This window comes from Plantactinospora sp. A48, assembly GCF_055793945.1.
Genome location: NZ_JBTIXF010000027.1, coordinates 42,644 through 65,879, shown reverse-complemented (window position 1 = coordinate 65,879; position 23,236 = coordinate 42,644). Strand labels below are relative to the sequence as shown.

The 23,236-nt window shown below is 70.5% G+C and carries 20 protein-coding genes; 13 read left to right on the top strand and 7 right to left on the bottom strand.

Annotated features, from left to right (window positions below):
- Window positions 1-36: 36 nt before the first annotated feature.
- Together ACXN5W_RS16150 and ACXN5W_RS16145 are read left to right on the top strand one after the other, a co-directional pair.
- Window positions 37-120 carry a putative leader peptide gene (locus tag ACXN5W_RS16150; protein ID WP_473159126.1) on the top strand — a complete coding sequence of 28 codons (84 nt, stop codon included), beginning with the start codon at window positions 37-39 and terminating at the stop codon, window positions 118-120.
- A gap of 310 nt (window positions 121-430) precedes the next feature.
- Complete coding sequence (locus ACXN5W_RS16145) at window positions 431-1,975, top strand: sulfatase family protein (protein ID WP_473159108.1); 1,545 nt, start codon at window positions 431-433, stop codon at window positions 1,973-1,975.
- A 36-nt stretch (window positions 1,976-2,011) separates the two neighbouring features.
- On the opposite strand, the gene ACXN5W_RS16140 is transcribed toward ACXN5W_RS16145, so the two are convergent.
- Window positions 2,012-2,770: an AraC family transcriptional regulator gene (locus ACXN5W_RS16140; protein WP_473159107.1), complete on the bottom strand. Its 759-nt coding sequence runs from the start codon at window positions 2,768-2,770 to the stop codon at window positions 2,012-2,014.
- A gap of 77 nt (window positions 2,771-2,847) precedes the next feature.
- On the opposite strand from ACXN5W_RS16140, the gene ACXN5W_RS16135 reads away from it, so the two are divergent.
- Complete coding sequence (locus tag ACXN5W_RS16135; protein ID WP_473159106.1) at window positions 2,848-4,047, top strand: MFS transporter; 1,200 nt, start codon at window positions 2,848-2,850, stop codon at window positions 4,045-4,047.
- A 44-nt stretch (window positions 4,048-4,091) separates the two neighbouring features.
- Entirely contained in the window at window positions 4,092-4,904 is an 813-nt protein-coding gene (locus ACXN5W_RS16130; RefSeq protein ID WP_473159105.1) for an ABC transporter ATP-binding protein, read from the top strand.
- Window positions 4,905-4,986: 82 nt separating this feature from the next.
- Here the strand turns inward: ACXN5W_RS16130 and ACXN5W_RS16125 are convergent, their stop codons facing one another.
- Window positions 4,987-5,457: a MarR family winged helix-turn-helix transcriptional regulator gene (locus ACXN5W_RS16125; RefSeq protein ID WP_473159104.1), complete on the bottom strand. Its 471-nt coding sequence runs from the start codon at window positions 5,455-5,457 to the stop codon at window positions 4,987-4,989.
- A 75-nt stretch (window positions 5,458-5,532) separates the two neighbouring features.
- Between ACXN5W_RS16125 and ACXN5W_RS16120 the strand changes: the two genes are divergently transcribed.
- Window positions 5,533-6,276: an SDR family NAD(P)-dependent oxidoreductase gene (locus tag ACXN5W_RS16120; RefSeq protein WP_473159103.1), complete on the top strand. Its 744-nt coding sequence runs from the start codon at window positions 5,533-5,535 to the stop codon at window positions 6,274-6,276.
- Between the two features lie 65 nt (window positions 6,277-6,341).
- Entirely contained in the window at window positions 6,342-6,725 is a 384-nt protein-coding gene (locus ACXN5W_RS16115; RefSeq protein ID WP_473159102.1) for a hypothetical protein, read from the top strand.
- A gap of 20 nt (window positions 6,726-6,745) precedes the next feature.
- Here ACXN5W_RS16115 and ACXN5W_RS16110 read toward each other — a convergent pair whose 3' ends face one another.
- Together ACXN5W_RS16110 and ACXN5W_RS16105 are read right to left on the bottom strand one after the other, a co-directional pair.
- Window positions 6,746-7,354, bottom strand: a complete 609-nt coding sequence (locus ACXN5W_RS16110) for a DedA family protein (protein WP_473159101.1) — start codon at window positions 7,352-7,354, stop codon at window positions 6,746-6,748.
- A gap of 153 nt (window positions 7,355-7,507) precedes the next feature.
- On the bottom strand, window positions 7,508-8,206 hold the full coding sequence (locus tag ACXN5W_RS16105) for a VanZ family protein (RefSeq protein ID WP_473159100.1): 699 nt from the start codon (window positions 8,204-8,206) through the stop codon (window positions 7,508-7,510).
- A gap of 272 nt (window positions 8,207-8,478) precedes the next feature.
- Between ACXN5W_RS16105 and ACXN5W_RS16100 the strand changes: the two genes are divergently transcribed.
- The 5 genes from ACXN5W_RS16100 (at window position 8,479) to ACXN5W_RS16080 (ending at window position 14,076) form a co-directional block, all read left to right on the top strand.
- Entirely contained in the window at window positions 8,479-10,293 is a 1,815-nt protein-coding gene (locus ACXN5W_RS16100) for a DUF1996 domain-containing protein (protein ID WP_473159099.1), read from the top strand.
- Between the two features lie 131 nt (window positions 10,294-10,424).
- Window positions 10,425-11,108 (top strand): TetR/AcrR family transcriptional regulator, encoded by a 684-nt coding sequence (locus ACXN5W_RS16095; protein WP_473159098.1) that lies wholly within the window; start codon window positions 10,425-10,427, stop codon window positions 11,106-11,108.
- Window positions 11,109-11,274: 166 nt separating this feature from the next.
- The gene (locus ACXN5W_RS16090; RefSeq protein WP_473159097.1) at window positions 11,275-12,414 is read left to right on the top strand and encodes an FAD-dependent oxidoreductase; all 1,140 of its coding nucleotides are present in this window, start codon (window positions 11,275-11,277) and stop codon (window positions 12,412-12,414) included.
- A 115-nt stretch (window positions 12,415-12,529) separates the two neighbouring features.
- Window positions 12,530-12,934: a YciI family protein gene (locus ACXN5W_RS16085; RefSeq protein WP_473159096.1), complete on the top strand. Its 405-nt coding sequence runs from the start codon at window positions 12,530-12,532 to the stop codon at window positions 12,932-12,934.
- Window positions 12,931-14,076, top strand: coding sequence for an RNA polymerase sigma factor (locus ACXN5W_RS16080; RefSeq protein WP_473159095.1), 1,146 nt, complete (start codon window positions 12,931-12,933; stop codon window positions 14,074-14,076). The genes ACXN5W_RS16085 and ACXN5W_RS16080 overlap by 4 nt, the downstream gene beginning before the upstream one ends.
- A gap of 46 nt (window positions 14,077-14,122) precedes the next feature.
- Here ACXN5W_RS16080 and ACXN5W_RS16075 read toward each other — a convergent pair whose 3' ends face one another.
- The 3 genes from ACXN5W_RS16075 to ACXN5W_RS16065 all read right to left on the bottom strand — a co-directional run bounded on the left by ACXN5W_RS16075 (window position 14,123) and on the right by ACXN5W_RS16065 (window position 17,852).
- A complete protein-coding gene (locus ACXN5W_RS16075; RefSeq protein WP_473159094.1) occupies window positions 14,123-15,070 on the bottom strand; it encodes a carbohydrate ABC transporter permease in 948 nt (315 codons plus the stop codon).
- Entirely contained in the window at window positions 15,067-16,089 is a 1,023-nt protein-coding gene (locus tag ACXN5W_RS16070; RefSeq protein WP_473159093.1) for an ABC transporter permease, read from the bottom strand. Before ACXN5W_RS16070 ends, ACXN5W_RS16075 begins: the two co-directional genes overlap by 4 nt.
- Window positions 16,090-16,157: 68 nt before the next feature.
- A complete protein-coding gene (locus ACXN5W_RS16065; protein ID WP_473159092.1) occupies window positions 16,158-17,852 on the bottom strand; it encodes a type 2 periplasmic-binding domain-containing protein in 1,695 nt (564 codons plus the stop codon).
- Window positions 17,853-18,263: 411 nt separating this feature from the next.
- Here ACXN5W_RS16065 and ACXN5W_RS16060 point away from each other — a divergent pair, with 411 nt between their 5' ends.
- Both ACXN5W_RS16060 and ACXN5W_RS16055 read left to right on the top strand, forming a co-directional pair.
- Window positions 18,264-21,221, top strand: a complete 2,958-nt coding sequence (locus tag ACXN5W_RS16060) for a glycoside hydrolase family 3 C-terminal domain-containing protein (RefSeq protein WP_473159091.1) — start codon at window positions 18,264-18,266, stop codon at window positions 21,219-21,221.
- Between the two features lie 5 nt (window positions 21,222-21,226).
- Window positions 21,227-23,227 carry a beta-galactosidase gene (locus tag ACXN5W_RS16055; RefSeq protein ID WP_473159090.1) on the top strand — a complete coding sequence of 667 codons (2,001 nt, stop codon included), beginning with the start codon at window positions 21,227-21,229 and terminating at the stop codon, window positions 23,225-23,227.
- Window positions 23,228-23,236: the final 9 nt, after the last annotated feature.

The following is a 23,236-nucleotide window of genomic DNA, read 5'->3' as shown; positions in this document are numbered from 1 at the left end:
GTATCCAACCCATTGACCGGCCTCACATCGCCCAATATGATTTCCTACATGACGCCAGGGGAATTCCTCGTGGCTCGCATTCACGTCGATCTCCGACGGCAGGCGAGCGCTCTCTGTTAGCGTGACGGGGGCGTGATCGTCCTTCTCCACGTGCGTCCAGCCTGGCGGGTGAACAATCCCCGTCGCCGTAGGTTCGTTCGCCCGTTTCTGTCGGCGATCCGTTCCGCACCTCTCTGCCCGCATCGAGTTTCCGCATCGGCCTGTCCCGCAATTTTCGACCGGCCCATTGTTGGCTGCTCGCTGGGCTTTTTCTGTCCCAAATCCCTACTATGCCGACGGGTTTGATCGTAATTCTTGTCGGCTGTTGGCTCGGAAGGTACGGAAGGAAAGGGCGCAAGGAATGACACCGCACACGGCACGTCGCTGGAGATTGACGCTCTCGCTGGCACTCGCACTCATCCTGTCCGCGGGGGTCGCCTACGCGGGCCCGAGGATCGGGGGCTCGTCGGCGCTGGCGGCGACGACCCAGCCCAACATCGTCTTCATCCTGACGGACGACCTCAACGAAGAGGTCTTCGCCCAGGACGCCGGGCTCCAGACGCTCCTGGCCAGCCAGGGCACCACATTCAACAAGCAGTTCGTCGAGCTCTCCCTCTGCTGCCCGTCCCGGACGTCGATACTGCGCGGGCAGTTCGCCCACAACACGGGGATCTACACGAATGACGCGGCCACCGGTGGTGGATTCGAGAACATCTACCGCAAGGGCCTGGAAAACTCGACCGTCGCGACCCAGCTCCAGGGTGCCGGATACCGGACCGCGCTGTTCGGCAAATACGTGAACGGTTACCCCAACGGGGCGCCGAGCAACACGTACATCCCACCCGGCTGGACCCGCTGGTTCAGCCCCAACGGTGGAAGCCCCTACTCCGAGTACAACTACGACGTCAACGACAACGGCACCACGGTTCATTACGGGAGCACCCCGTCGGACTACGGCGTCGACGTGTTGTCGCAGAAGTTGACCACCTTCATCAAGAACACCACCACCAACTATCCGAACAAGCCGTTCTTCACCTACGTCGCTCCATTCGCTCCCCACGGGCCGGCGACTCCGCCGCCCCGCTACGACGGCATCTACGCCGGCGCCAAGGCCCCGCGTACCCCGTCGTTCAACGAGGGTGACGTGAGCGACAAGCCGGCCTGGATCCGGAACAAGGCGAAGCTCACGCAGAACCAGATCGACAGCATCGACGCCCTGTACGAGAAGCGCCGGGAGTCCCTTCGGGCGGTCACCGACCTTGTCCAGGACACGATCGACACCCTGCGGGCACAGGGCGTCCTCGACAACACCTACCTCGTCTTCACCTCCGACAACGGCTTCCACCAGGGCCAGCACCGGCTGACCTCCGGCAAGAACACCGCCTACGAGGAGGACCTGAACGTTCCGCTCGTCATCCGGGGCCCGGGCGTGCCGGCTGGAGCGGTCGTCAACGCGTTCACGCTGAACGTCGACTTCGCACCGACCTTCGCCGAGTTGGCCGGGATCACGCCGCCCAGCTTCGTCGACGGGCGGTCGCTCGTACCGTTCCTGAAGGGATCCACCCCGTCGCGGTGGCGGCTCGCCCTCCTGAACGAGCACGCCGGGCCGAGCACCCTGAACACGAACACCCAGAACAACCTGCTGGAACCCCAGGACCCCGGCGACGCGCAGGCGCTGGCCAGCGGGGGAGCGCCCGTCTACGTGGGCCTCAGGGCCAAACCCAACACGCTCGGTACGCACGGCGCGCTGAACTACGTCGCCTACAACACGGGCGAACACGAGCTGTACGACCTGTCGGTGGACCCCGACCAGCTCGACAACTCGTACAACGGTGCGAGCCTGACGCTCAGGCAGCGCCTCGACGCCTGGACGGCCAGCCTGAAGAGCGCTTCCGGCCAGGCCCTGCGGGACGCGGAGGAGAACCCGCCGCACTGACCGGTCCGGGCCGAGCGGCACGAAGGGGACGGGGGTTCATCCCGACCCCTTCGTGCCGCCGCGGCGATAGTCACCCGGCGTGACCCCGAAATAGTTCCGGAACGCCTGGATGAACGCGCTCGGTCCGCTGTAGCCGCTGGCCGAGGCCGTCGCGGTGACCGACTTGCCGGCGGCGAGCAGCTTCAGCGAGTGGTGCAGCCGCAGCTGGGTGCGCCACTGTGGGAACGACATGCCGGTCTGGGTGCGGAACAGGCGGGTCAGGGTGCGCTCGCCCGCCCCCACCGCCGGGGCCAGTTGGGCGAGGGTGCGGTCGTCGGTGGGTTCCTCGATCAGGATCTCGGCGAGGTCGCGCAGGCGTGGGTCGGCCGGATACGGCAGGCAGAGGTGCAGCGGGTCGACCCGGCGCAGCTGGTCGAGGGCGACGCGCTCGAGGTTCTCCCGCTCCCCGGCGGTCACCGTATCGTCGCCGGTGAGGATGATGATCACCTCGCGCAGCAGCGGGGAGACGGCGAGCGCCGTCGGCCGGTCCACCCCCAGGGGATTCACCGGCTGGTCGAACATGATCGCGAGCAGTTCGGTGGGCCCGTAGGCCCGGTGCGCATGGGCGACGCCGGCCGGGATCCACACCGCCCGTTCCGGGGGCACGATCCACATTCCCGTCGGCGTCGAGACGCCCAGCACCCCGTTGCGGGGGTAGACAAGCTGGTGGCGGGCATGGTCATGCCAGTCGATCCGGTCACGATCGGCCAGCGGGACCCGGGCCGGCCCGTTGACGTCCTGGCTGGTTGGCGACACAAGTAGGCAGAATATCGATAGCCCACGCCCCTTGTGATCGGCCACGCTTCCTTCAGCGTGCGTGAGGAGAACGATCCGTGACCGACACATCCGGCCGAGCGATCTCGGCGCCCCGTGGGACAGTGCCGCTGCTCGCGGAGCCGGGCGGACAACCCTCGACCTGGCGGAGGATGCGCCTCTGGGCCACGGCGCACGCGGTGGACGACCTGTACCAGGGCCTCGTCCCGGCCTGCGTGCCGTACTTCGTCCTGGACCGCCATTACAGCTACGTGGCCGTCGCCGGCCTGACCCTGGCAGCCACCCTGGGCAGTTCCATCCCCCAACCGTTCATCGGGATCGCCGTCGACCGCTACCGGCTGAACTGGCTGGCCGCTGGCGGGGTCACCCTCGCCGGGGTCGGCCTCGGCCTCTCCGGACTGATGCACAGCTATCTCGCCGTGTGGCTGTTGATCCTCGGGTCGGGGCTCGGCGTGGCGATGTTCCATCCGGCGGCCGGCAAGGCGGCCCGAGCGGTGGCCGGCGAGAGCACCACGGCGATGAGCATCTTCGCCGCCGGTGGCAGCGTCGGTTTCTTCCTGGCTCCCGTGGTGGCCACCCCGGCACTCGTCGCCTGGGGGGTGGGGGCGACAGTGCTCTTCATCCCGCCGGCCGTACTCATCGGATTACTGCTGTACCGGAACCGGCCACGGCGACTCGGCGCGAACACCGTCCCGCGTACCGGCCGGGACCGCTGGGTGCCGTTCATGGTGCTGACCGGCATCGAAACCGTCCGCTCGGTCGCCTTCTTCGGCGCCATCACCTTCATCGAGCTGTTCTGGATCCGCCATCTCGGCGCGGGTAAGGGCCTCGCCGGTGCGGCGTTGGCCAGTTTCCTGGTCGGTGGCGTGACCGGGACCCTGCTGGGTGGCCGGATCGCCGACCGGATCGGGCTGGTCCGGACGGTCCAGCTCGGCGCGGTCATCGCCATTCCCACCCTGGTCGGTCTGCGCGTCGCCCCCGGCGGGTACCTACCGCTGGTGTTCGCCGTGCTGGCCGGGATCGCGCTCAACATCCCGTTCGCCGTACTGGTCAAGCTGGGTCAGGACTACCTGCCCAGCCGGCCCGGAACGGCCGCCGGTGTGACGCTGGGTCTCGCGGTGAGCGTCGGTGGCCTCTTCGCGCCGGCGCTCGGCACCGCGGCCGAGCACTGGGGTCCGCAGGGTGTCTTCACGATCCTCTGTCTGGTCCCCCTGGTGGCACTGGTCCTGGGTGTGTTCCTGACCGAGCCGGAACGGTGAGGCCGGCAGCCGACCCGGGCGCCCTCGTGGTCGACGCTCGGGACGTGGACATCGTGCGCGACGGCAGGCCGCTGCTGGCCCGGATCAGCGTCACGGTTCGCGCCGGGGAGCACTGGGCGCTGATCGGCCCGAACGGTGCGGGCAAGAGCACCCTGCTCAGCGTGCTCGGTGCCTATCGGCACCCCACCCGGGGGCAGGTGGAGATCCTCGGCCACCGCCTCGGGCGTACGGACGTCTTCCAACTGCGCCGGTTCATCGGTCAGGTCGACCCCCGGCATCCGCTCCGGTCCCCGCTGACCGCCCGGGAGGTGGTGCTCACCGGAGCGACCGGCACGATCGACCTCCGGCCGAGATGGGTACCGAGTGGGGCCGAGGTGGACCGAGCGGACCACCTCATCCGGCTGTTCGGCCTGGAACGGGCCGCGGAGACGCGGTGGCAGCTGCTCTCCCAGGGCGAGCGCGGGCGCGCGCTGATCGCCCGAGCCATGCTGCCCCGGCCCCGGCTGCTGTTGCTCGACGAGCCGGCCACCGGACTGGACCTGCGGGCCCGCGAGCAGCTGCTGGAGAGCCTGGACCGGCTCCGGGAAGCCGCCCCGGAGGCGGCCAGCGTGCTGGTCACCCACCACCTGGAGGAGCTTCCCACGACCACCACCCACGCGTTGCTGCTGCGGGGCGGTCGCTCCATCGCCTGCGGGCGGGCCGACGAGGTGTTGGCGACCGGGCCGATGAGCGGGTGCTTCGACCATCCGATCGCCGTCTTCCGCCATGCCGGTCGATGGTCGGCGACCACCGCCCCGGACACCGCAACCCCGCCCGCTCGACACGCTCAGGCCGTCGCCGGAGGCTCGGAATGGTGACAGCGACGCTGTCCGTTCCGGCCCTGGACCGACACGCCGTTCCGGCCCTGGACCGACGCCGCCGAGCGCGGCGGGCGTGGTCTCATTCGGTGGCCAGAATCGTCTCCGCCGCTTCGCCGACAAGGTGACGTAGCCGCTCGTTGGCGTTCTCGAGGGACTCGACCACGAGTCGGCGGTCCGGCGTCGGAAGGTGACCGAAGGTCTCCTCGGCGAGCTCGGCCCAGACCCGCTCGATCGAGGGGAGGAGATCGCGACCCCGATCGGTCACGACGATCCGAACCTGTCGCCGGTCGCCGGGGACAGGTTCACGGCGGAACAACCCGCCCCCCTCCATCCGGGCCAGGCTGCGGGTCGCGGTGGGTGACTCGACGCCGAGCCGGGCTGCCAGTTCGGAGATGGTCATGCCGCCTTCGGACTGCGCGAGGACCCACAGCAGGACGTCCTGACCGGGGTGCAGCCCGAGCGTGGCCAACCCGTGCGCCTTCGCGGCGCGGTAGAGCTTGGCCATCTTGTTCAGTGCCCGGTTGAGCCGGGTCACCTCGGCGAGATCCATCCAGTCAGCCTACCAATGTGTATAGTCGGCTATTAAGTAGCCGACTATCTTTCTGGGGAACCGATGGACCTCCGCTTGAAAAACCGCGTCGTTCTCGTCACCGGCGGGTCCGGCGACATCGGGGCCGCGACCGCCGCGACCTTCGCCCGGGAGGGGGCAAAGGTCGCGGTCGGCTGGCACACCCGGTCGGAGCGGGCCGCCGAGGTCGTGGCCGCGATCCACCGGTCTGGCGGCGCCGCGCTCGACGTCCGGCTCGATCAGGGTGATCCCGAGTCGATCAGCTCCGCCGTGGCCACCGTCGAGGGCGCGCTCGGCGACATCGATGTCCTCGTCGGCAACGCGGTGTCCTGGCCGGACCGCGAGCAGAGCTGGGACTCCCTGATCCACGGCCTCACCGTCAACGTCGCCGGCACCGTGACGCTCACCGAGGCGGTGCTGCCCGGGATGCGGGCGCGTGGCTGGGGACGGGTAGTCCTGATCTCGTCCGATGTGGTCGATCAGCCGGTGCCGGCCGCCGCTGGATACCCGGCGGGCAAGGCCGCGATCGAGGCAGCCGCCCGCGTCTTCGCCGTGCGGGAGGCGCCGCACGGCATCCTCACCAACGTCGTCCGCCCCGGCTTCACGCTCACCGAGCGGGCCCTGACCTTTCCTGGGTTCGGGCAGAAGATCGTCGATGCCGAATCCGAGCAGACCCCCACCCGCCGCATCTGCACGCCAGAAGACGTCGCGAGCCTGATCGCGTACCTCGGCTCGGGTGCGAACGGCCATGTCAACGGTGAGATCGTCTCGGTGGCGGGCGGACGGCAGCTCACCCGTTGAGGCACCCGACAGGTCTGGCGACCTCCGGCGAGGGCCAGGGCCCTGTTCTGTCGCAGGAACGGGCGATGGCTCTACAGGAGGCCGTCGTTGACGGACCGCCCCCACTCGGTCCGGGTGCTCCCGCGCCCGAACGGCTCCTCGCGTTCATTGACGGCGTTATCGAGGTCGTATCGCGGAACAAGGGCCTGCTGGCCGCGCTCGATCACGCGGAGGCCGTGGTGCAGGCCAAAATTCCGGGGGACGATCCGCCGCCGCTGCACGCCCTCTGGCATCGGCACATCTCCGACCTGATCCGCGAGGCGCGGCCCGACCTGGATGCCGATCTCTTCGCGCACCTGGTCCTGGCCTCGCTGCACAGCGACCCGGTCCAGCGGCTGCTGATGGCCGATGACGGCGCGGCTCGGATCTCGGACGGGCTGAAGACCATGATCGCGGCCGTGCTCAGATAGACGCCGTCCGGGACGGCCGGCTACCGGCGGGCGCGGTGATGGTGGATCGCCCACCAGACGAGCAGCCCGACCACCACCACGGCCGCCAGCACGCCGCCGACCTGCCCGAGTCGGTCCTGCACCCGTCGCCAGGACTCGCCGACCAGGTAACCGATCATGACCACGGCGGTGGCCCAGCCCGCCCCGCCGAGCACGTTGTAGAGCAGGAACCGTCGGTACGGCATGCGGTTCATCCCGGCCAGTGCCGGCACCAGCGTCCGCAGGACCCCGATCCACCGGCCCAGCAGTACCGCGGCCGGGCCGTGCCGGGCCATGAATCCCTCGGCGCGCTCCCAACGCCGGTCACCCACCCGGCGGCCGAGCCGGCTGTTGCGCAGTGGGGCGCCCATCTGCCGGCCGATCTCGTAGCCGACGCTGTCCCCGGCGACGGCGCCGATCACGCTGACGAGCACCATCGCGGCGAGACCGACCCGCCCGGTCGCGGCCAGCGCGCCGCCCAGCAGCAGCGCGGACTCGCCGGGCAGGAAGAGACCGATCAGCGCGGCGGACTCACCGAAGGCGAGCGCGCCGATGATCAGCAGCGCCGGCCAGCCGGCCAGCGCGGTTAGGGGGTCGAGGAGACTGTCCACCGGCCGCCCGTCAGCCGAGACTGGCCGTCGGCCGGGTCCGTTCCATCCCGTTATGGTGGCCTGGACAGGCCAGCGGATCCGGAAAACCCGAAAGGCCGGCGTACCTCGACCACCGTGCGTCCACCGGCGCGCCGGTCGTGCTGTGGCCGGGACTCAACCCACCGGCGTAGGCCGCGGTTGATCCGCCGGCACCTCAGCCGCCGCGCGCCACCAGGGCCGGGACAGCAGCCCGGCCAGCACCGCACCGACGGCGTTGACCAGTACGTCGTCCACCGAGGAGACCCGGTCCAGTCGGAAGACGTACTGTGCGGTCTCGACCAGGATCGAGCAGCCCGCCCCGAGCGCCAGGATCCGGGGCACGGACGCCAGCGCCGTGAACCGGATCGGCGCGAAGAACCCCAGCGCCGCGAAGACCAGCAGGTTTCCGCCGATCCCGACCGGGCCCATGGTGACCAGGTCCCGCAGCGGGACCAGACTCACCCGGCCGGACACCCGGCCGGCCTCCGTACCCGGTTGCAGGGTCAGCCACACCATCGGCACCGTCGCGTAGACCATGCCCACCTCGGCCAGCGACATCCGCCAGGCCGAGGCGAGGTCGACGGCCCGCCGAAGGCTCGCCAGCGCCCACACCAGCAGCGCGGCCAACGGCAGCCCCACCAGCATCATCAGCAGCGGCCCGTTGAACGTGTCGTAGCAGCCGTGCCACCGCCCGGCCAGGCACGCTGGCCCGGCCATCATGAGCGGCCGCCGTACGAGAAACGCCACCCCCGCCACGCCCAGGACCGCCAGACCGACGAGCACGGTCCGGCGGGTACGGCTGGGCCGTGCTGACTGGGATGCGCTCTGCTCCATGCCCCTATTAGAAACGGTGGACCGTAGCGGTGGCGTATGCGGTTTCGGATACGCCCGCGATACGCCCGCCACCCGGGCGTCATGGCCGGGCAGCTCCGCCCCGGTGACGCGCCCCGGTGACCGCCCCGGAAACCCTCGTGCGGTGGCCTGTCGAGTTCTTACCGACCGATGACGTACCCGGCTTCGACTGACCGTTGGGCACGCCACCGCCGTACTCCGGTGCGTCGGCAGTTGACCGGGGCCGACGTGTTCGGGAACTGAGGAGAGCACCGATGAGACGCAGCAGGAACCGACTCCCACTGAACGGGTCCCGGCCGGCCCGACTGGCCATGGTGGCAGCGGTGATCGCCGCCACCGGTGGCCTGACCGCCACCTTCGTCACCGGTAGCGGCAAGAACTCGGCGGATGCCACCACCAGCCTCAACCAGTACGTGCCGATCGAGAAGGTTCAACCCAACGTGGTCACCCCGAGGGTGCGGGCCGGTGGGTCCAGCGGCGTGTTCACCGTCGACTGCGGCACCAACCGGAACCGGAAGTTCAGCCCGGACAACCCGGTGGCACAGCCCGGCATCAAGAACGGCGCCGAGCACGTGCACGACTTCGTCGGTAACCTCGCCATCACCGCGAACACCTCCGACGCCGCTCTCGACGCCTCCGGCACCACCTGCCGCAACGGCGACAAGTCGTCGTACTTCTGGCCCGTGGTCCGCATCGACAGGACCGTCCGGAGTGGCAAGAACATCCAGCAGGCCCTCGCCCAGACCCAGCCGGCCGTCTCCTGCCCACGGGTCCGGGACCGCTTGCCGGCCGTCGACGCCAAGGTGTGGCCCGGGGTCAACCGTCGGCTCGAACAGCTGGACAGCCTGGAGGCCACCGCGAACCAGCGGATGGCCGCCAGCAGGGGACGCATCGACACCGGGCTCAACGCGCAGGTTCTCGACTGGCTGCGGGACAACCGGGCCGCCCTGATCAAGGACATCAGCGCCATGATCCGTGGTGCCGGCGGCAACCGGTCAACCGGCCTGGTCTCGCTGGTCGACTGTGACGTCAGCTACGACGGCATGCACGTGATGATGCACGGGTCCCACCAGGGCGCGGACGCCGGGTCGTCTCCGGTGGCGACGCCCCAGGTCAGCTGCCCCAGCGTTCGCGACAAACTGCCCGGCGTACCGGCCCAGGCCCTCGCCGAGGTCAACCGGAACCTCGACGAACTCGACCGGCAGATCGCCGAGGCCAACCAGCGCCTGGTCACCACCCGGGGACAGGGCGGAGCGGCCTTCGTCGACAACACCATTCTCGGGCCGCTGCGCGCCCGGCGGAGCGCGACCCTCGACCGGATCGCCACCGCGATCGGCCGCCGGGCGGCCCGCCCCCAGGGTCTCGAAGCGCTGGCCGCCTGCGGCCTGAACCAGGTGCCGGACAGCCCGCCGGTGAACCCGAGCCCGTCGGTCAACCCGGGTTCGCCGGGCAGTCCGAGCCCGTCGGCCAGCGCGGCCGTGGCCAGCGCATCCCCGCTGCCCGAGCCGCAGGGACCGAACCTGGAACTGCCCAACAACACCGGCGGCATCGTCCGCCCGGCCAAGGTCCTCATCGAGTATCGCGGCAACGCGACCAGCCGGGTCGTGCCGATGCCGAAGTTCCTGCGCGCGCTCACCGGCGACGCCAAACCCACCAGTCGGGGCCCGGCCAACGCCCGCGCCACCTGGACCTGTTCCGGATTCGCCGACCGGCTGGCCGACAAGTACCCGATCTGTCCCCGGGGCAGCCAGGTGCAGCGGGTGCAGGACTTCCCCGGCTGCTGGGACGGCGTCAACATCGACAGCGCCAACCACCGCGGCCACCTGGCCTTCGCCGACAAGACCACCGGGGCCTGCCCGCAGGGCTTCATGGCCATCCCGCAGCTGCGCATCACCATCTCGTACGACATTCCGCGCGACGTGCAGGTGAAGGGTCAGTACGCGCTGGATTCCTTCCCGGAGGAGAACCACAACCCGTTCTCCGACCACAACGACTTCATCAACGTCAATTCCGTTCGGACCATGCAGCGCATCGCGAACTGCATCAACAACGGCAGATCCTGCCGCTGAGTCCGGCCGGGTCGGCCGCGTAGTGCCGGTCCCGCCATGGTGGGCGGGGCCGGCCCCAACGCCGGGTCGGGTCGCGGCGGATCATGGCCGGCCGCTGGCGGTTGACGAACATGTTCGTTACGATCGCGTTCATGGTTCCTCGACGTACTCCAGTCAGTCGCCGCGAGCGGCCGGCCAAGCCCGCGTTGAGCCGTGCCGGGATCATCGAGGCCGCGCTGGGCGTCATGCGGCAGGACGGGCTGGAGCGGGTCACCATGCGCCGGTTGGCCAGCGAACTGGACACCGGGCCGGCGTCGCTGTACGTATACGTCGAGAACATGGCCGAGTTGCACGGCGCGCTGCTCGACCGGCTGCTCGGTGAGCTGGACCTGGCCCGCCCGGCCCAGCCGGACACGGCCCGCGAGGTGCTGGTCGGGCTGCTGTGCGACTACACCGGTCTGCTCCTGCGGCATCCCAGCCTCGCCCGCTCCGTCCTCGCGTTGTGGCCGTCGGGTCCGCACTACCTGCGGTTGATCGACAGCGTTCTCGGGCTGCTGCGGGTCGCCGGCGTGCCGGCCCGGCAGGCGGCCTGGGGGGTCGACGTGCTGATCCAGCACGCCACCGCCACCGCGGCCGAACAGGGTACCCGGGACGAGTCGGCCGATGCCGAGGGCGAGGGACGCCGGCTGGTCACCGCCATAACGGAGGTGTCGGAGGACTACCCGAACATCGGGTCGGTGCGCGCCGAGTTGTTCTCCGGCAGCGGGGAGAGCCGGTTGCGCTGGCAGTTCGCCGCGCTCATCCACGGGATCGCCACGGTGGAGCCCGTCGGGTAGGAATCACGGCCACCTCGGCGTCGGGACAGGCTCGGCGTCGCAGCCAGTGGCACAGTCACAACTATGACGAACATGTTCGTCAGGAACGTGTTCGAGACGACGCGACGGGACCGCGACCATCCGGGTCGGGGCGGCGCCGTCGAGAGGGTTCGAGGGAAGAGGAATCATGACCATGCAATCCATCGCCATCGTCGGGGCTGGCCTCGGCGGGCTGACCCTGGCCAGGGTCCTGCACGTGCACGGCATCGCCGCCACCGTCTATGAGCTGGACGGATCCCCGGACGCCCGCGCCCAGGGCGGGATGCTGGACATCCATGAGGAGGACGGCCAGGTGGCCCTGCGGGAGGCCGGCCTGCACGACCGGTTCCGCGAGATCATCAGTCCCGGCGGTGAGGCGATGCGGATCCTCGACCGGCAGGGCACCGTGCACACCGACGAGACCGACGACGGCTCCGGCGGGCGGCCCGAGGTGGAACGTGGCCGGCTGCGGCAGCTCCTGCTCGACTCACTGCCCGCCGGAACCATCCGCTGGGGCAGCAAGGTCACCGAGGTCCGCGCGCTGGGAACCGGCCAGCATGAGATCGTCCTGGCCGACGGCACCACCGCCACCTGCGATCTGCTGGTCGGCGCCGACGGCGCCTGGTCGCGGGTACGACCGCTGGTTTCCGCCGCGACCCCGGCGTACGCGGGGATCTCGTTCGTCGAGGTCGACCTGCACGACGCCGACTCCCGCCACCCGGTCCCGGCCGCGGCGGCGGGCACCGGCATGCTCTTCGCCCTCGGTCCCGGCCGGGGCTTCCTGTCCCATCGGGAGCCCGACGGGAGCCTGCACGTCTACATCGCCCTGCGCAAGCCCGAGGACTGGATCACCGGGATCGACTGGAGCGACCGGGACAGGGCCAGGGCCGTCCTGCTGGCGGAGTTCCGTGGCTGGGCGCCCGAGTTGCGGGCGATGATCAGCGAGGCCGACAGCGCGCTGGTCCCACGTGTCATCCACACCCTGCCCATCGGCCACCGCTGGGACCGGGTGCCCGGGGTGACCCTGATCGGCGACGCGGCGCACCTGATGTCGCCGTTCGCGGGGGCGGGCGCGAACCTCGCCATGTTCGACGGCAGCGAACTCGGCAGGGCCATCGCCGAGCACCCCGGCGAGCTGGAGGCCGCGCTGAACGCGTACGAGCAGCCGATGTTCTCGCGCAGCGCCGACTGCGCCGCCGAGGCCGCGACCATCCTCGACGTGTGCTTCCGGGACGACGCTCCGCAGGGTCTGCTCGACATCTTCGCCGCCTTCGGGAACGGGGGGTGAGGATTTCGGCGGATCAGAAAGATCGGCGCCCGACGGATGTCGAGAATGTGGTGCTGGCTTCGTCCCAGGGGCACGGTGGCCACGACGGGCCATCCGACGAAGAGGGAGAACTACCGTGAAGTACCTGCTGCTCAAGCACTACCGTGGTGGCCCGGCTGCGGTCGACGACGTACCGATGGACCAGTGGACGCCGGAAGAGGTCGACGCGCACATGCGGTTCATGAACGACTTCGCGGCCCGGTTGGAGGAGACGGGCGAGTTCGTCGACGCCCAGGCGCTGGCCCCCGATGGCGCGTTCGTGCGGTACGACGGCCCGGGACGCCCTCCGGTGACCGACGGCCCGTTCGCCGAGACCAAGGACCTGATCGCCGGCTGGTACGTCATCGACGTGGAGTCCTGGGACCGCGCGGTCGAGTTGGCCGGCGAACTGTCCGCCGCGCCCGGGGCCGGCGGACGACCGATCCACGAGTGGCTCGAGGTTCGACCCTTTCTCACCGGGTCGCCCGCGACCAGCGAGTGAACGAGTCGCTGCTGCGGGACCTCGTGCCCGCGGTGATCGGTGTCCTCGGCCGGCGCGGCGCGGACTTCGCGTCGGCCGAGGACGCCGTACAGGAGGCCCTGATCCGGGCGCTGGAGACCTGGCCGGACGATCCACCGCGCGATCCGTTGGCGTGGCTCGTCGCGACCGCCTGGCGCAAGTTCCTCGACGCAGCCCGGGCCGAGGCGTCGCGGCGGGGGCGGGAACTCGCCGTGCGGTTCGAACCTCCCGCTGGTCCGGCGCCCGCCACCGACGACACGCTGCGGCTCTACTTCCTGTGCGCGCATCCCACCCTGCCGCCGGGCTCGGCCGTTGCCCTGACCCTGCGCGCGGTCGGTGGTCTGACCACGCGGCAGATCGCGGCGGCGTACCTGGTTCCCGAGGCGACCATGGCGCAGCGGATCAGCCGGGCCAAGCGGCGGATCGCGGGGCTGCCGCTCGACCGGCCCGGCGACCCCGGGACGGTGCTTCGCGTGCTGTACCTCGTCTTCAACGAGGGGTACGGCGGAGACGTCGACCTGGCGGCCGAAGCGATCCGGCTGACCCGCCAGCTCGTCGCCCTGACCGACGAGCCCGAGGTCGCGGGGCTGCTCGCGCTGATGCTGCTGCACCACGCGCGGCGCGCGTCCCGCACCGACCCGACCGGCCGGCTGGTACCGCTCAGGCGGCAGGACCGATCGCGCTGGGACACCGGCCTGATCAGCGAGGGGGTGACGATCCTGCAGGCCGCGCTGGCCCGCGACCGGCTGGGCGAATACCAGGCCCAGGCCGCGATCGCCGCCCTGCACGCGGACGCCTGCAGCGCCGCCGAGACGGACTGGGTGCAGATCGTCGAGTGGTACGACGAACTGCTGCGGCTCACCGGCAGCCCGGTGGTCCGGCTCAACCGGGCGGTGGCGGTCGGCGAGGCCGACGGGCCACGCGCCGGCCTGGCGGCGCTGGCCGAGGTGCCTCCCGACCTGCCCCGGTACGCCGCGGTGCGGGCATATCTGCACGAACGCGCCGGAGAACCCGAACGCGCCGTCGAGTTCTACGTCGAGGCTTCCCGCGTCGCCACCAGCGTGGCCGAGCGGGACCATCTCACCCGGGAGGCCGCCCGGGTGCGCCAACTGCCGCGGCGGTGAGCCGGGATGCCCGGTCCGCGGCCCGGAAGCTGGGCGCCCCCGCGGGTCACCCCTTGATGGCGCCGGTCAGCGCGCCCTTGGCGAAGTGCTTCTGCACGAACGGATAGATGATGAGAACCGGAATCAGGGTGAGGACGACCACGGCCATCTGCAACGACAGCGGTGCGGGACTGGAATGGCCGGCCACGTCCTGGGCGGCCACGCCCGGCATGCTGGCACCCTGGTTGACGTACTCGTAGAGCACGTACTGGATGGGCCACTTCTGGCTGTCGGCGGGCATGTAGAGCATGACGTTGAACCAGCTGTTCCAGTATCCGACCCCGTAGAACAGGGCCATCACCGCGCTGACCGCCTTGGAGGTGGGCAGCACCACCGACCACAGGGTCCGCCAGTCACCCGCGCCGTCGATCCGGGCGGCGTCGATGAGATCGCGGGCCGTGTTCATGTAGAACGCCCTGATGATCAGGATGTTGAACACCGAGACCGCGCTGGGCAGGATCAGCGCCCAGTACTGGTCGTAGCCGTGGAAGGTGCTCGCGACCACGATGAAGGTGGGGATCAGGCCACCGCTGAAGAACATCGTGACGATGAACGTCATCAGGATGGTCCGGTGGCCGAAGGAACCCTGCCGGGACAGGCCGTAGGCGCAGAGCACGGACACCACCATCGAGACCGCGGTCCCGACGAACGTGATCAGCAAGGCGATGATCATCGCTCGGGTGACGACGTCACCGCTGAGCATCGCCCGGTACGCGTTGATGGTGAGACCGTGCGGCACGATGACGATGCCGCCCGCGATGTTGATCGAGCCCTGGGTGGAGAAGCTGGTGATCACCACGCAGTACAGCGGGAAGAGGACGAGGGCGAGGATGACGGCCAGGCTCGCGATCTTCCCGAGTTGACCGAGAACGGTGGGCTTCTCCTCCCAGGCCGGCCGGTTCGGGCGGCGGCGGGGGTTGGTCGCGCGGTTCTGGATCAGTGCGGGGATGCTCATTTGCTGCTCCTGTACAGGCCGTCCTGACCGAGAAGGTGGGCCAGCTTGTTCGCCGCGAAGATGAGGATCAGCGAGACGACCCCCTTGAACAGGCCGGCCGCCGCGCCGAGGCCGAAGTTGTTGGCCACGACCCCGTAGTAGTAGGCGTAGGTGTCGAGCACCTCGGCCGCGTCCGAGCCGACCGCGAAGCGCTGGATCAGGAACTGCTCGAACCCCACGCTCAGGGCGTTGCCCAGCCGCAGCACCAGCATCAGCACGATGACGCCGCTCATCCCGGGCAGCGTGATGTGCCACATCCGACGCCAGCGCCCGGCGCCGTCGGCGGCGGCGGCCTCGTACAGCTCCGGATCGATCGCGGCGATCGCCGCGAGGAAGACGATGATGCCCCAGCCGGCTTCCTTCCAGACCGCCTGCGCCGTGATCAGGTACTTGAACGTGCCCGGACTGGTCATGATGTTCCAGGGGGACAGGTCGTGCGTGTTCAGGAAGTGGTTGAGCACCCCCGCGCCGCCGAGCATCTCCTGGAACAGGGTGATCACGAGCACCCAGGAGAAGAAGTGCGGCAGGTAGACCACGGCCTGGACGAAGGAGCGGGCCTTGGAGCTGAGGATCGAGCTGAGCATGATGGCCAGCGCGATCGGGATGGGGAAGAACAGCACGAGCTGGACGAAGCTGAGCACCAGGGTGTTCTGGAACGCGTGCCAGAAAGCCGGGTCGACGAACAGCTGGTGGAAGTTGTCGACCCCGGCCCACGGGCTGTGCAGAACGCCGGAGATGAAGTCGTAGTACTGGAACGCCGTGACCGTGCCGAACATGGGCAGGTAGTTGAAGGCGATGATCAACAGCAGTGCCGGCAACGTCATGATGATCAGGCTCTTGTCGCGGCGCAGCCGGATCCGCCAGCTCAGCCTCGGTCGCCTGACCCGCCGGCGCCGGCGGGTCCTCGGCTTCGACTCGTCCGCCGGGACCGGTCGCAGACTGTCGGGTCCGGCCGGACCGCCCGTGGTGATGGTCGCCACCGGCACTTCCTCTCCACCACTCGATCCTCGTCCCGGGCGATCGGAGCCCGGGACGAGGGCGTCCGTCGTTACTGTCCGGTGCCGTACTTGTCGAGAACCTCGGTCTGGTGCCAGGCGACCATCGCGTCGCCGCCGCTGGCCTTCCAGGACTTGACGGCGGACTGGAAGTCACTCACGGTCTTCGTGCCGTGGGTGACCTGAAGGATGGTGTCGATGACCTGCTGCGCGGACAGCGCACTGGCGAAGCGGGTGGGCACGGTGATGTTCATGTTCCAGAACACCGGCTTCACCACATGCTTGACCGCGTCGGCCGACCACTCGCAGTAGGCGCGGGTGACGTCCTCGAAGCCGGGGTTGCTCACCACGGCCTGCGGCGAGCAGAGGAAGGTGAAGGTGTCCAGGCTGGACTCCTTCTGCCCGGTCGCGGTGTAGGTGGGTCCGGTCGCGCCCCGGGTCCAGTGCGTGCCTTCGCTGCCGAATTTGATCAGGGTGTACTCGGCGGATCCGAAGGGGGCCGCCAGGAAGTCGGCGATCCGCAGACACTCCTCGATCTGCTCCTTGGACAGCTTCTTGTTCAGATAGCTGAGCTCCCTCGTGGGGTAGCCGAGCGGGATCGTCGGGGTCGAGCCGTCGAAGGCGAACAGCTTGAAGGCGCCGCGCTCGAACTTGGGGTTGGCCGCCCGGCCCTGCTGGGCGTCGCCCGCGTTCCAGGTACCCGTGCCGTCGGCCGTCACGAGTTCCTTGCCGCTGTAGAACCGCTGCTTCGTGTTGCTCGTGTCGTTGGCCAGGGCGTCGGGGTGGACGTAGCCGGACTTGGCGAGCTTGTACGCGAACTCCAGCGCCGTCGCCATCTGCGGCGACTCGAACGCGCTCACCAGCTTGCCGCCGTCGACGTAGAACCCCGGGTTGACCGGCACGTTGAACATCTGCTGGATCGAGAACCAGAGCGTGTCGAAGGCCCAGACGTTCGACTTCGGGGCGGTGAGCTGGCCGCCCAGGTGAAGGAGGTCGTCGGCGGTCTTGATGTCGTCCGGGTTGATGCCCTGGGCGTCGAAGACGTCCTTCCGGTAGAACATGGCGGCGGCGAACGACTCACCCGTGGTGAAGGACGGGATGCCGTACAGCTTGCCGTCCCACGCGCCGGACTGCCAGCCCCCGGTGGGGATCGCGGCGAGGTTCGGGTACTTGCGGATGTTGCTGCCGGACAGGTACGGAGTCAGATCGGCGAACCGGGTCGCGGCGAGTCCACCAACGTTGAACGCCGCGTTCCACCAGCCGGGAAGCTGAATCCAGTCCGGCAGCTTGTTGCCGGCCACCAGCGTCGGGATCGTCTGGTCGTAGGTGGCGCCGTTGGCGGGACTCATCTCGATTGTGGCGCCCAACGCCTTGTTGACCGCCTGGAGGTACTTGTTGTTCGCTGGCGGGATCGAACCCCACAGCGGCGTGATGGCCCGGTACGTCCCACCCGAGCCCGGCGTCTGGGCCACGGTCTTGGCCAGGTCGGTCGGGTACGACAGGAACCCCGGATCGCTGAAGGCCCCGTTGACGCCCGGCACGCTGGGGATGTCCGGCTTCACGCTCCCGGACAGGGGCACGTAGTCGGGCTGTACCGATTTCAGCCCGTTCGAACTGACGCCCCCGCTGCCGCCTTTGCTGTCGCCGCACGCGGAGAGCGCCGGTGTGGTCAGCGCCGCGGCGCCGAGACCGAGCGCGGCGTTGCGCAGCAGCCTTCTGCGGCTGAGTGCCATGTCGCCGATTCCCATGGGGTGGCCTTTCTCGTCGTAACAGGAACCTGAGTAGGGGTGTGCGGCGTGGGACGAGCCCGGGCCGGACACGCTGATCAGGTGGGCATCAAGCGGTGTCTCGGCGACGAGCACGACCGCGACGGTCGACACAGATAACGCAGACGTGGCCGGGAGCGCGGCCGAACGCTGCCGTCGAAGCGCTTCGATTTCCGGAGACTACGTGAGCGGCTGTCCGCATGCAACGGCCCGCCGGGGACGAACTCGCTGACCATCGGGTAGTCGGGCATCAATGGGTCGCGCCGGCTGGGCTGGCCCGGCCGTCCTTGACACGATCCGATCATCATGCCAGTTTGTCGAAGCGTTTCGATGTGCCCGGCGCCCCGCCCCGGCGCATCGCGCCGGCCCTCAGACGCGCGATGGGAGCATGCCATGACCCGGCCCTCGTTCCGCGACCCCAGCCTTCCCGTCGAGCGGCGGGTCGAGGACCTCCTGTCCCGGCTGACGACGCGGGAGAAGGTGGAGCTGCTGCACCAGTACGCTCCCGCGATGCCCCGGTTCGGTCTCGCCGAGTTCCGCACCGGGACCGAGGCGCTGCACGGTGCCGCGTGGCTCGGTGAGGCCACCGTCTTCCCCCAGGCAGTCGGCCTCGGCGCGACCTGGAACGCGGAACTTGTCGAGGCCGTCGGCCGGGCCGTGGCGATCGAGGTACGCGCCCTGCACGCCCGGGATCCGAGGGTGAGCCTCAACGTGTGGGCGCCGGTGGTCAACCTGCTCCGGGACCCGCGATGGGGCCGGAACGAGGAGGGGTACTCCGAAGACGTTCTGCTCACGGTCCAGACCGCGATCGCCTACTGCCGGGGACTGCGCGGGGACCACCCGTACTACGCGCGCACCGCGCCGACCCTCAAGCACTTCCTCGCCTACAACAACGAGGTCGAGCGCGACCTGACCTCCTCGACGCTGCGCCCGCGAGTGCTGCGCGAATACGATCTGCCGGTCTTCACCCGGCCGGTCGCCGCCGGCGTGGTCGACGCCATCATGCCGGCGTACAACCTGGTCAACGGCCGCCCCGCCCACCTGAGCCCATACCTGAACAGCGACCTGCGGCCGGTGACCGACCGGGACCTGCTGGTGGTCAGCGACGCCTCGGCGCCGAGCAACCTGGCCGGCTCCCAGCACTACCACGACGATCACGAGACCGGCGCCGCCGCGGCGCTGCGGGCCGGGGTGGACAGCTTCACCGACCACGGCGACGATCCCTCCGTCACGGTGGCCCGCCTCAACGACGCGCTGGACCGTGGCCTGATCGGGCCGGCGGACCTCGATCGCGCGGCGGGCCGGGCGCTCGCGGTGCGGATCCGCACCGGAGAGCTCGACCCCGACCTCGACCCGTACGCCTCGATCCCGGAATCCGCGCTCAACCAGCCGGAGCACCGGGCACTCGCCCGACAGGCGGCCCGGGAGCAGGTCGTACTGCTGAAGAACGCCGACGAACTGCTGCCGCTGCCCGCCCGCGCCGGGCTGCGGGTCGCGGTCGTCGGGCCGTTCGCCGACGAACTGCGCGCCGACGCGTACAGCGGCACGATGCCCTACCGCACGACCGTCGCCGACGGCCTGCGACGTGCCCTCGCACCCGTCGGCGGCGAGGCGACCAGCGCGAGCGGGGCGGACCGGGTGGTGCTGGTGGCCACCAGCACCGGCCGGCCGGTCCGGCTGGCGGCCGACGGCACGCTCAGCTGCGCACCGGGGCCGGACGGCGCGGGCGAACCCTTCGACCTGCGGCACTGGGGGCCGGACGTCAGCACCCTGCGCAGCTCGACCAGCGGCAGGTACGTGACGGTACGGACCGAAGCCGCCGCCGTCGTGAACGCCGGCACCGTGGACAGCGAACCCGGCACCGTGGAAACCGGCACCGTCGAGTCAGGCGCCGTGGAACCCGGCAGTGACGCCGTGGGTGCCGGTGCGGCGGCAGCGCCGGTGGCGCGGCTGGCGGCGGAGCAGATCCAGCCGACCGGCTGGTTCGTGCACGAGACCTTCACGCTCGTCGAGCGGCTGGGCGGTACCCGGGTGCTGCGCCACCGGCACCTCGGGACGTACGTGGCCGTGGATCCGGAAACCGGCGACCTCACCGCCACGGCCCAGCAGATGGAGGACGCCGAACACTTCGCGATGCGGCTGGTCCACGACGGCGTCGCGCACGCCGCCCAGCTCGCCGCCGACGCGGACGTCGCGGTCGTGGTCGTCGGCAACGACCCGCACCTCATCGCCCGGGAGACCCTGGACCGCGACACCCTCGCCCTGCCGCCGGGCCAGGACGAACTGGTACGCGCGGTCGCCGCCGCGCAACCGCACACCGTGCTCGTGGTGATGAGCAGCTACCCGTACAGGTTCGACGACGCCCTCGTCCCGGCGGTGGTCTGGACCAGCCACGCCGGCCAGGAGACCGGTGACGCCCTGGCCGACGTGCTGCTCGGGGCCCACGCGCCGACCGGCCGGCTGCCGCAGACCTGGTACCGGAGCGACGCCGACCTGCCGGACCTGCTCGAATACGACATCATCAAGACCCGCCGCACCTATCTGTACTTCGCCGGGGAGCCGCTCTACCCGTTCGGGCACGGGCTGACCTACACCACGTTCCGTTACGGGCCGCCGCGGGCCACCCTGGACGACGCGACCGTCACGGTGACGCTGGAGGTCACCAACACCGGCCGGCGCGAGGGGGTCGAGGTCGTCCAGCTCTACAGCAGGCCGGTCGCCCCGCCGCCCGACCGCCCGGCGCGGCAACTCCAGGCGTACGCGCGGGTCGAACTGGCCGCCGGCCAGACCCGCCGGGTCGACCTCACGTTCCCGCTGTCCGGGCTGGCCTGCTGGGACGTGTCCACCGGGGATTACCGGGTCGACCCCGGCGGGTACGAGTTGATGATCGGCCGGTCCAGCGCGGCGACCGAGGTCAGCACCGAGCTGGTCGTACCCGGCGAGCCGAGCGGCGGGCGCGACCTGCTCGGCATCGAGGTGCGGGCCGTCGACTTCGATGACTACCAGCGGGTGACGCTCGTCGACACGACCCGCGAGGCGGGCGACGCGGTGGCCGTGACCGGGCCGGGCGAGGGCTGGCTCCTGTTCCGCGCGGCCCGCCTCGCCGACACCGCCCGCCGGCTGACCGCCCGGGTCAGCCGCTCGGAGCCGGGCGAGGCCACCCTCACGGTGCGCCGGGACGACCCGGTCGACGGCGCCGTCCTGGGCCGGCTGCGGATCGGCGCCACCGGCGGCCGGTACCGGTGGACGACCGTCACCGGCGACCTGGCCGCACCGGCCGGCACCTACGACCTGTACCTGGTGCTCGACGGGGAGCAACGGCTCGACTCGTTCCGGATCGACGCACGGTGACCGCGATGACCGAGCTGTGGTACGGGGGCGACTACAACCCCGAGCAGTGGCCCAGCGAGGTCTGGGCGGAGGACGACGCGCTGATGCGCGAGGCCCGGGTCAACACGGCGACCGTGGGCGTGTTCGCGTGGTCGACGATCGAGCCGACCGAGGGCCGGTACGACTTCGACTGGTTGGATCGGACGCTCGACCGGCTGCACGCCAACGACGTACGGGTGATCCTCGCGACGCCCACCGCGTCCCCGCCGCCGTGGTTCACCCTCGCGCACCCGGAGGCCATGCCGGTCACCCGGCAGGGCACCCGGTTGTGGCACGGCAGCCGCGACACCTACTGCGCGGCAGCTCCGGCGTACCGGGCGGCGGCCCGGCGGGTCGCCGCGGCGCTGGGCGAGCGCTACGCCGGCCATCCGGCGCTGGCGCTGTGGCACGTGCACAACGAGTACGGCTCCGCGTGTTACTGCGAGCACGCGGCCGAGGCGTTCCGGCGCTGGCTACGGCGGCGGTACGGCGACCTCGCGGCCCTGAACGACGCCTGGTACACCCGGTTCTGGAGCCAGGGCTACACCGACTGGGAACAGGTGCTGCCGCCGCGGGACACCACCTATCTGCCCAATCCGACCCACGCGCTCGACTTCTCCCGGTTCTGGTCCGACGAGCTGCTGGCGGCGTTCACCGAGCAGCGTGACCTGTTGCGGGCCCGCACCCCGGACATCCCGGTCACCACCAACTTCATGCTGCCGGACGACTACCAGATGCTGGACTTCTGGCGCTGGAGCGACGAGGTCGACGTGGTCGCCGTCGACCACTACCTGGCCGCGACGGGCGTGCCGGGCAGCGCCGACGTGGCCTTCGGCGCCGATCGCGCCCGCTCGTTCAACGGTGGCCGCCCGTGGCTGCTGATGGAGCAGGCCACCAGCACGATCCGGCCGGCCGACTCGGACGTGGTGGTGACCAAGGAACCCGGCCGGATGCTGCGGGACAGCCTGGCGTACCTGGCCCGGGGCTCGGATTCGGTGTTGTTCTTCCAGTGGCGGGCCGGCCGGGCCGGCTCGGAGCTGCACCACGCCGCGATGGTGCCGCACGCCGGCCCGGACTCCCGGGTCTTCCGCGAGGTGACGGCGCTGGGGGACACCCTCGCCGGGCTCGGCGAGGTCGCCGGGAGCGCACCACGGGCCCGGGTGGCGATCCTGTGGGACGCCGACACCCGCTGGGCGCTGGATCTGCCGGTGACTCCCTCGGCCCAGCTGCGGTACGTGCCGGCGCTGCGCGAGACGCACCGCGCGCTGTGGGAGGCGGGCGTCCTCACCGATTTCGCGCGGGTCGACGACGACCTGTCCCGCTACGCGGTGGTCTTCGCGCCCAGCCTCTACCTGCTCTCCCGCGTCGCCGCCGAATCACTGGCCCGGTACGTCGAGACCGGTGGCCATCTCGTGGTCGGCTGCTTCTCGGGCGTCGTCGACGAGCGCCATCAGGCGTGGCTCGGTGGCTTCCCGGGCGGCCTGCTGGGGACGCTCGGCATCCGGGTCGAGGAGTTCCATCCGCTCCCGCCCGGCCAGGCCGTCGCGCTCAGCGACGGCGGGACCGGTCGGCTGTGGAGCGAGGACCTCACCTGCCGGGGAGCCGAGGCACTCGCCAACTATCGGGGCGGCGTCCTCGACGGCCGACCGGCGGTCACCCGGCACCGCTCCGGCGCGGGCACCGGGTGGTACGTGTCGACCCGGCTCGGGGACCGCTCGGCCAGCGGGTTGGTCCGGCGGGTACTCGACGAGGCGGGTGTCGCACCGGAGCTTCCCGGCGCTCCCGCCGGCGTGGCTGCGGTGCGGCGGTACGCCGAGGACGGCCGCTCGTGGTTGTTCGTGTTCAACCATCGCGACGACGCCGTCGAGGTGACCGCGGACGGGCACGAATTGCTGACCGGCCGGCGGGTGGCCGGCACGTTGACGCTGGCAGCGGGCGCCGTCGCGGTGGTGCGCGAGGCGGCTGGTGCGGGGCGCCACCTCGGGTGAGCGGATCCG

Excerpts from the sequence above, each read along its gene's own strand:
- ACXN5W_RS16060 (WP_473159091.1), top strand. The coding sequence starts at position 18,264 with ATGACCCGGCCCTCGTTCCGCGACCCCAGCCTTCCCGTCGAGCGGCGG.
- ACXN5W_RS16065 (WP_473159092.1), bottom strand. The coding sequence starts at position 17,852 with ATGGGAATCGGCGACATGGCACTCAGCCGCAGAAGGCTGCTGCGCAAC.
- ACXN5W_RS16125 (WP_473159104.1), bottom strand. The coding sequence starts at position 5,457 with ATGGATCTCGCCGAGGTGACCCGGCTCAACCGGGCACTGAACAAGATG.
- ACXN5W_RS16095 (WP_473159098.1), top strand. The coding sequence starts at position 10,425 with ATGGTTCCTCGACGTACTCCAGTCAGTCGCCGCGAGCGGCCGGCCAAG.
- ACXN5W_RS16055 (WP_473159090.1), top strand. The coding sequence starts at position 21,227 with ATGACCGAGCTGTGGTACGGGGGCGACTACAACCCCGAGCAGTGGCCC.
- ACXN5W_RS16100 (WP_473159099.1), top strand. The coding sequence starts at position 8,479 with ATGAGACGCAGCAGGAACCGACTCCCACTGAACGGGTCCCGGCCGGCC.
- ACXN5W_RS16075 (WP_473159094.1), bottom strand. The coding sequence starts at position 15,070 with ATGAGCATCCCCGCACTGATCCAGAACCGCGCGACCAACCCCCGCCGC.
- ACXN5W_RS16090 (WP_473159097.1), top strand. The coding sequence starts at position 11,275 with ATGACCATGCAATCCATCGCCATCGTCGGGGCTGGCCTCGGCGGGCTG.
- ACXN5W_RS16105 (WP_473159100.1), bottom strand. The coding sequence starts at position 8,206 with ATGGAGCAGAGCGCATCCCAGTCAGCACGGCCCAGCCGTACCCGCCGG.
- ACXN5W_RS16150 (WP_473159126.1), top strand. The coding sequence starts at position 37 with ATGATTTCCTACATGACGCCAGGGGAATTCCTCGTGGCTCGCATTCAC.
- ACXN5W_RS16115 (WP_473159102.1), top strand. The coding sequence starts at position 6,342 with ATGGCTCTACAGGAGGCCGTCGTTGACGGACCGCCCCCACTCGGTCCG.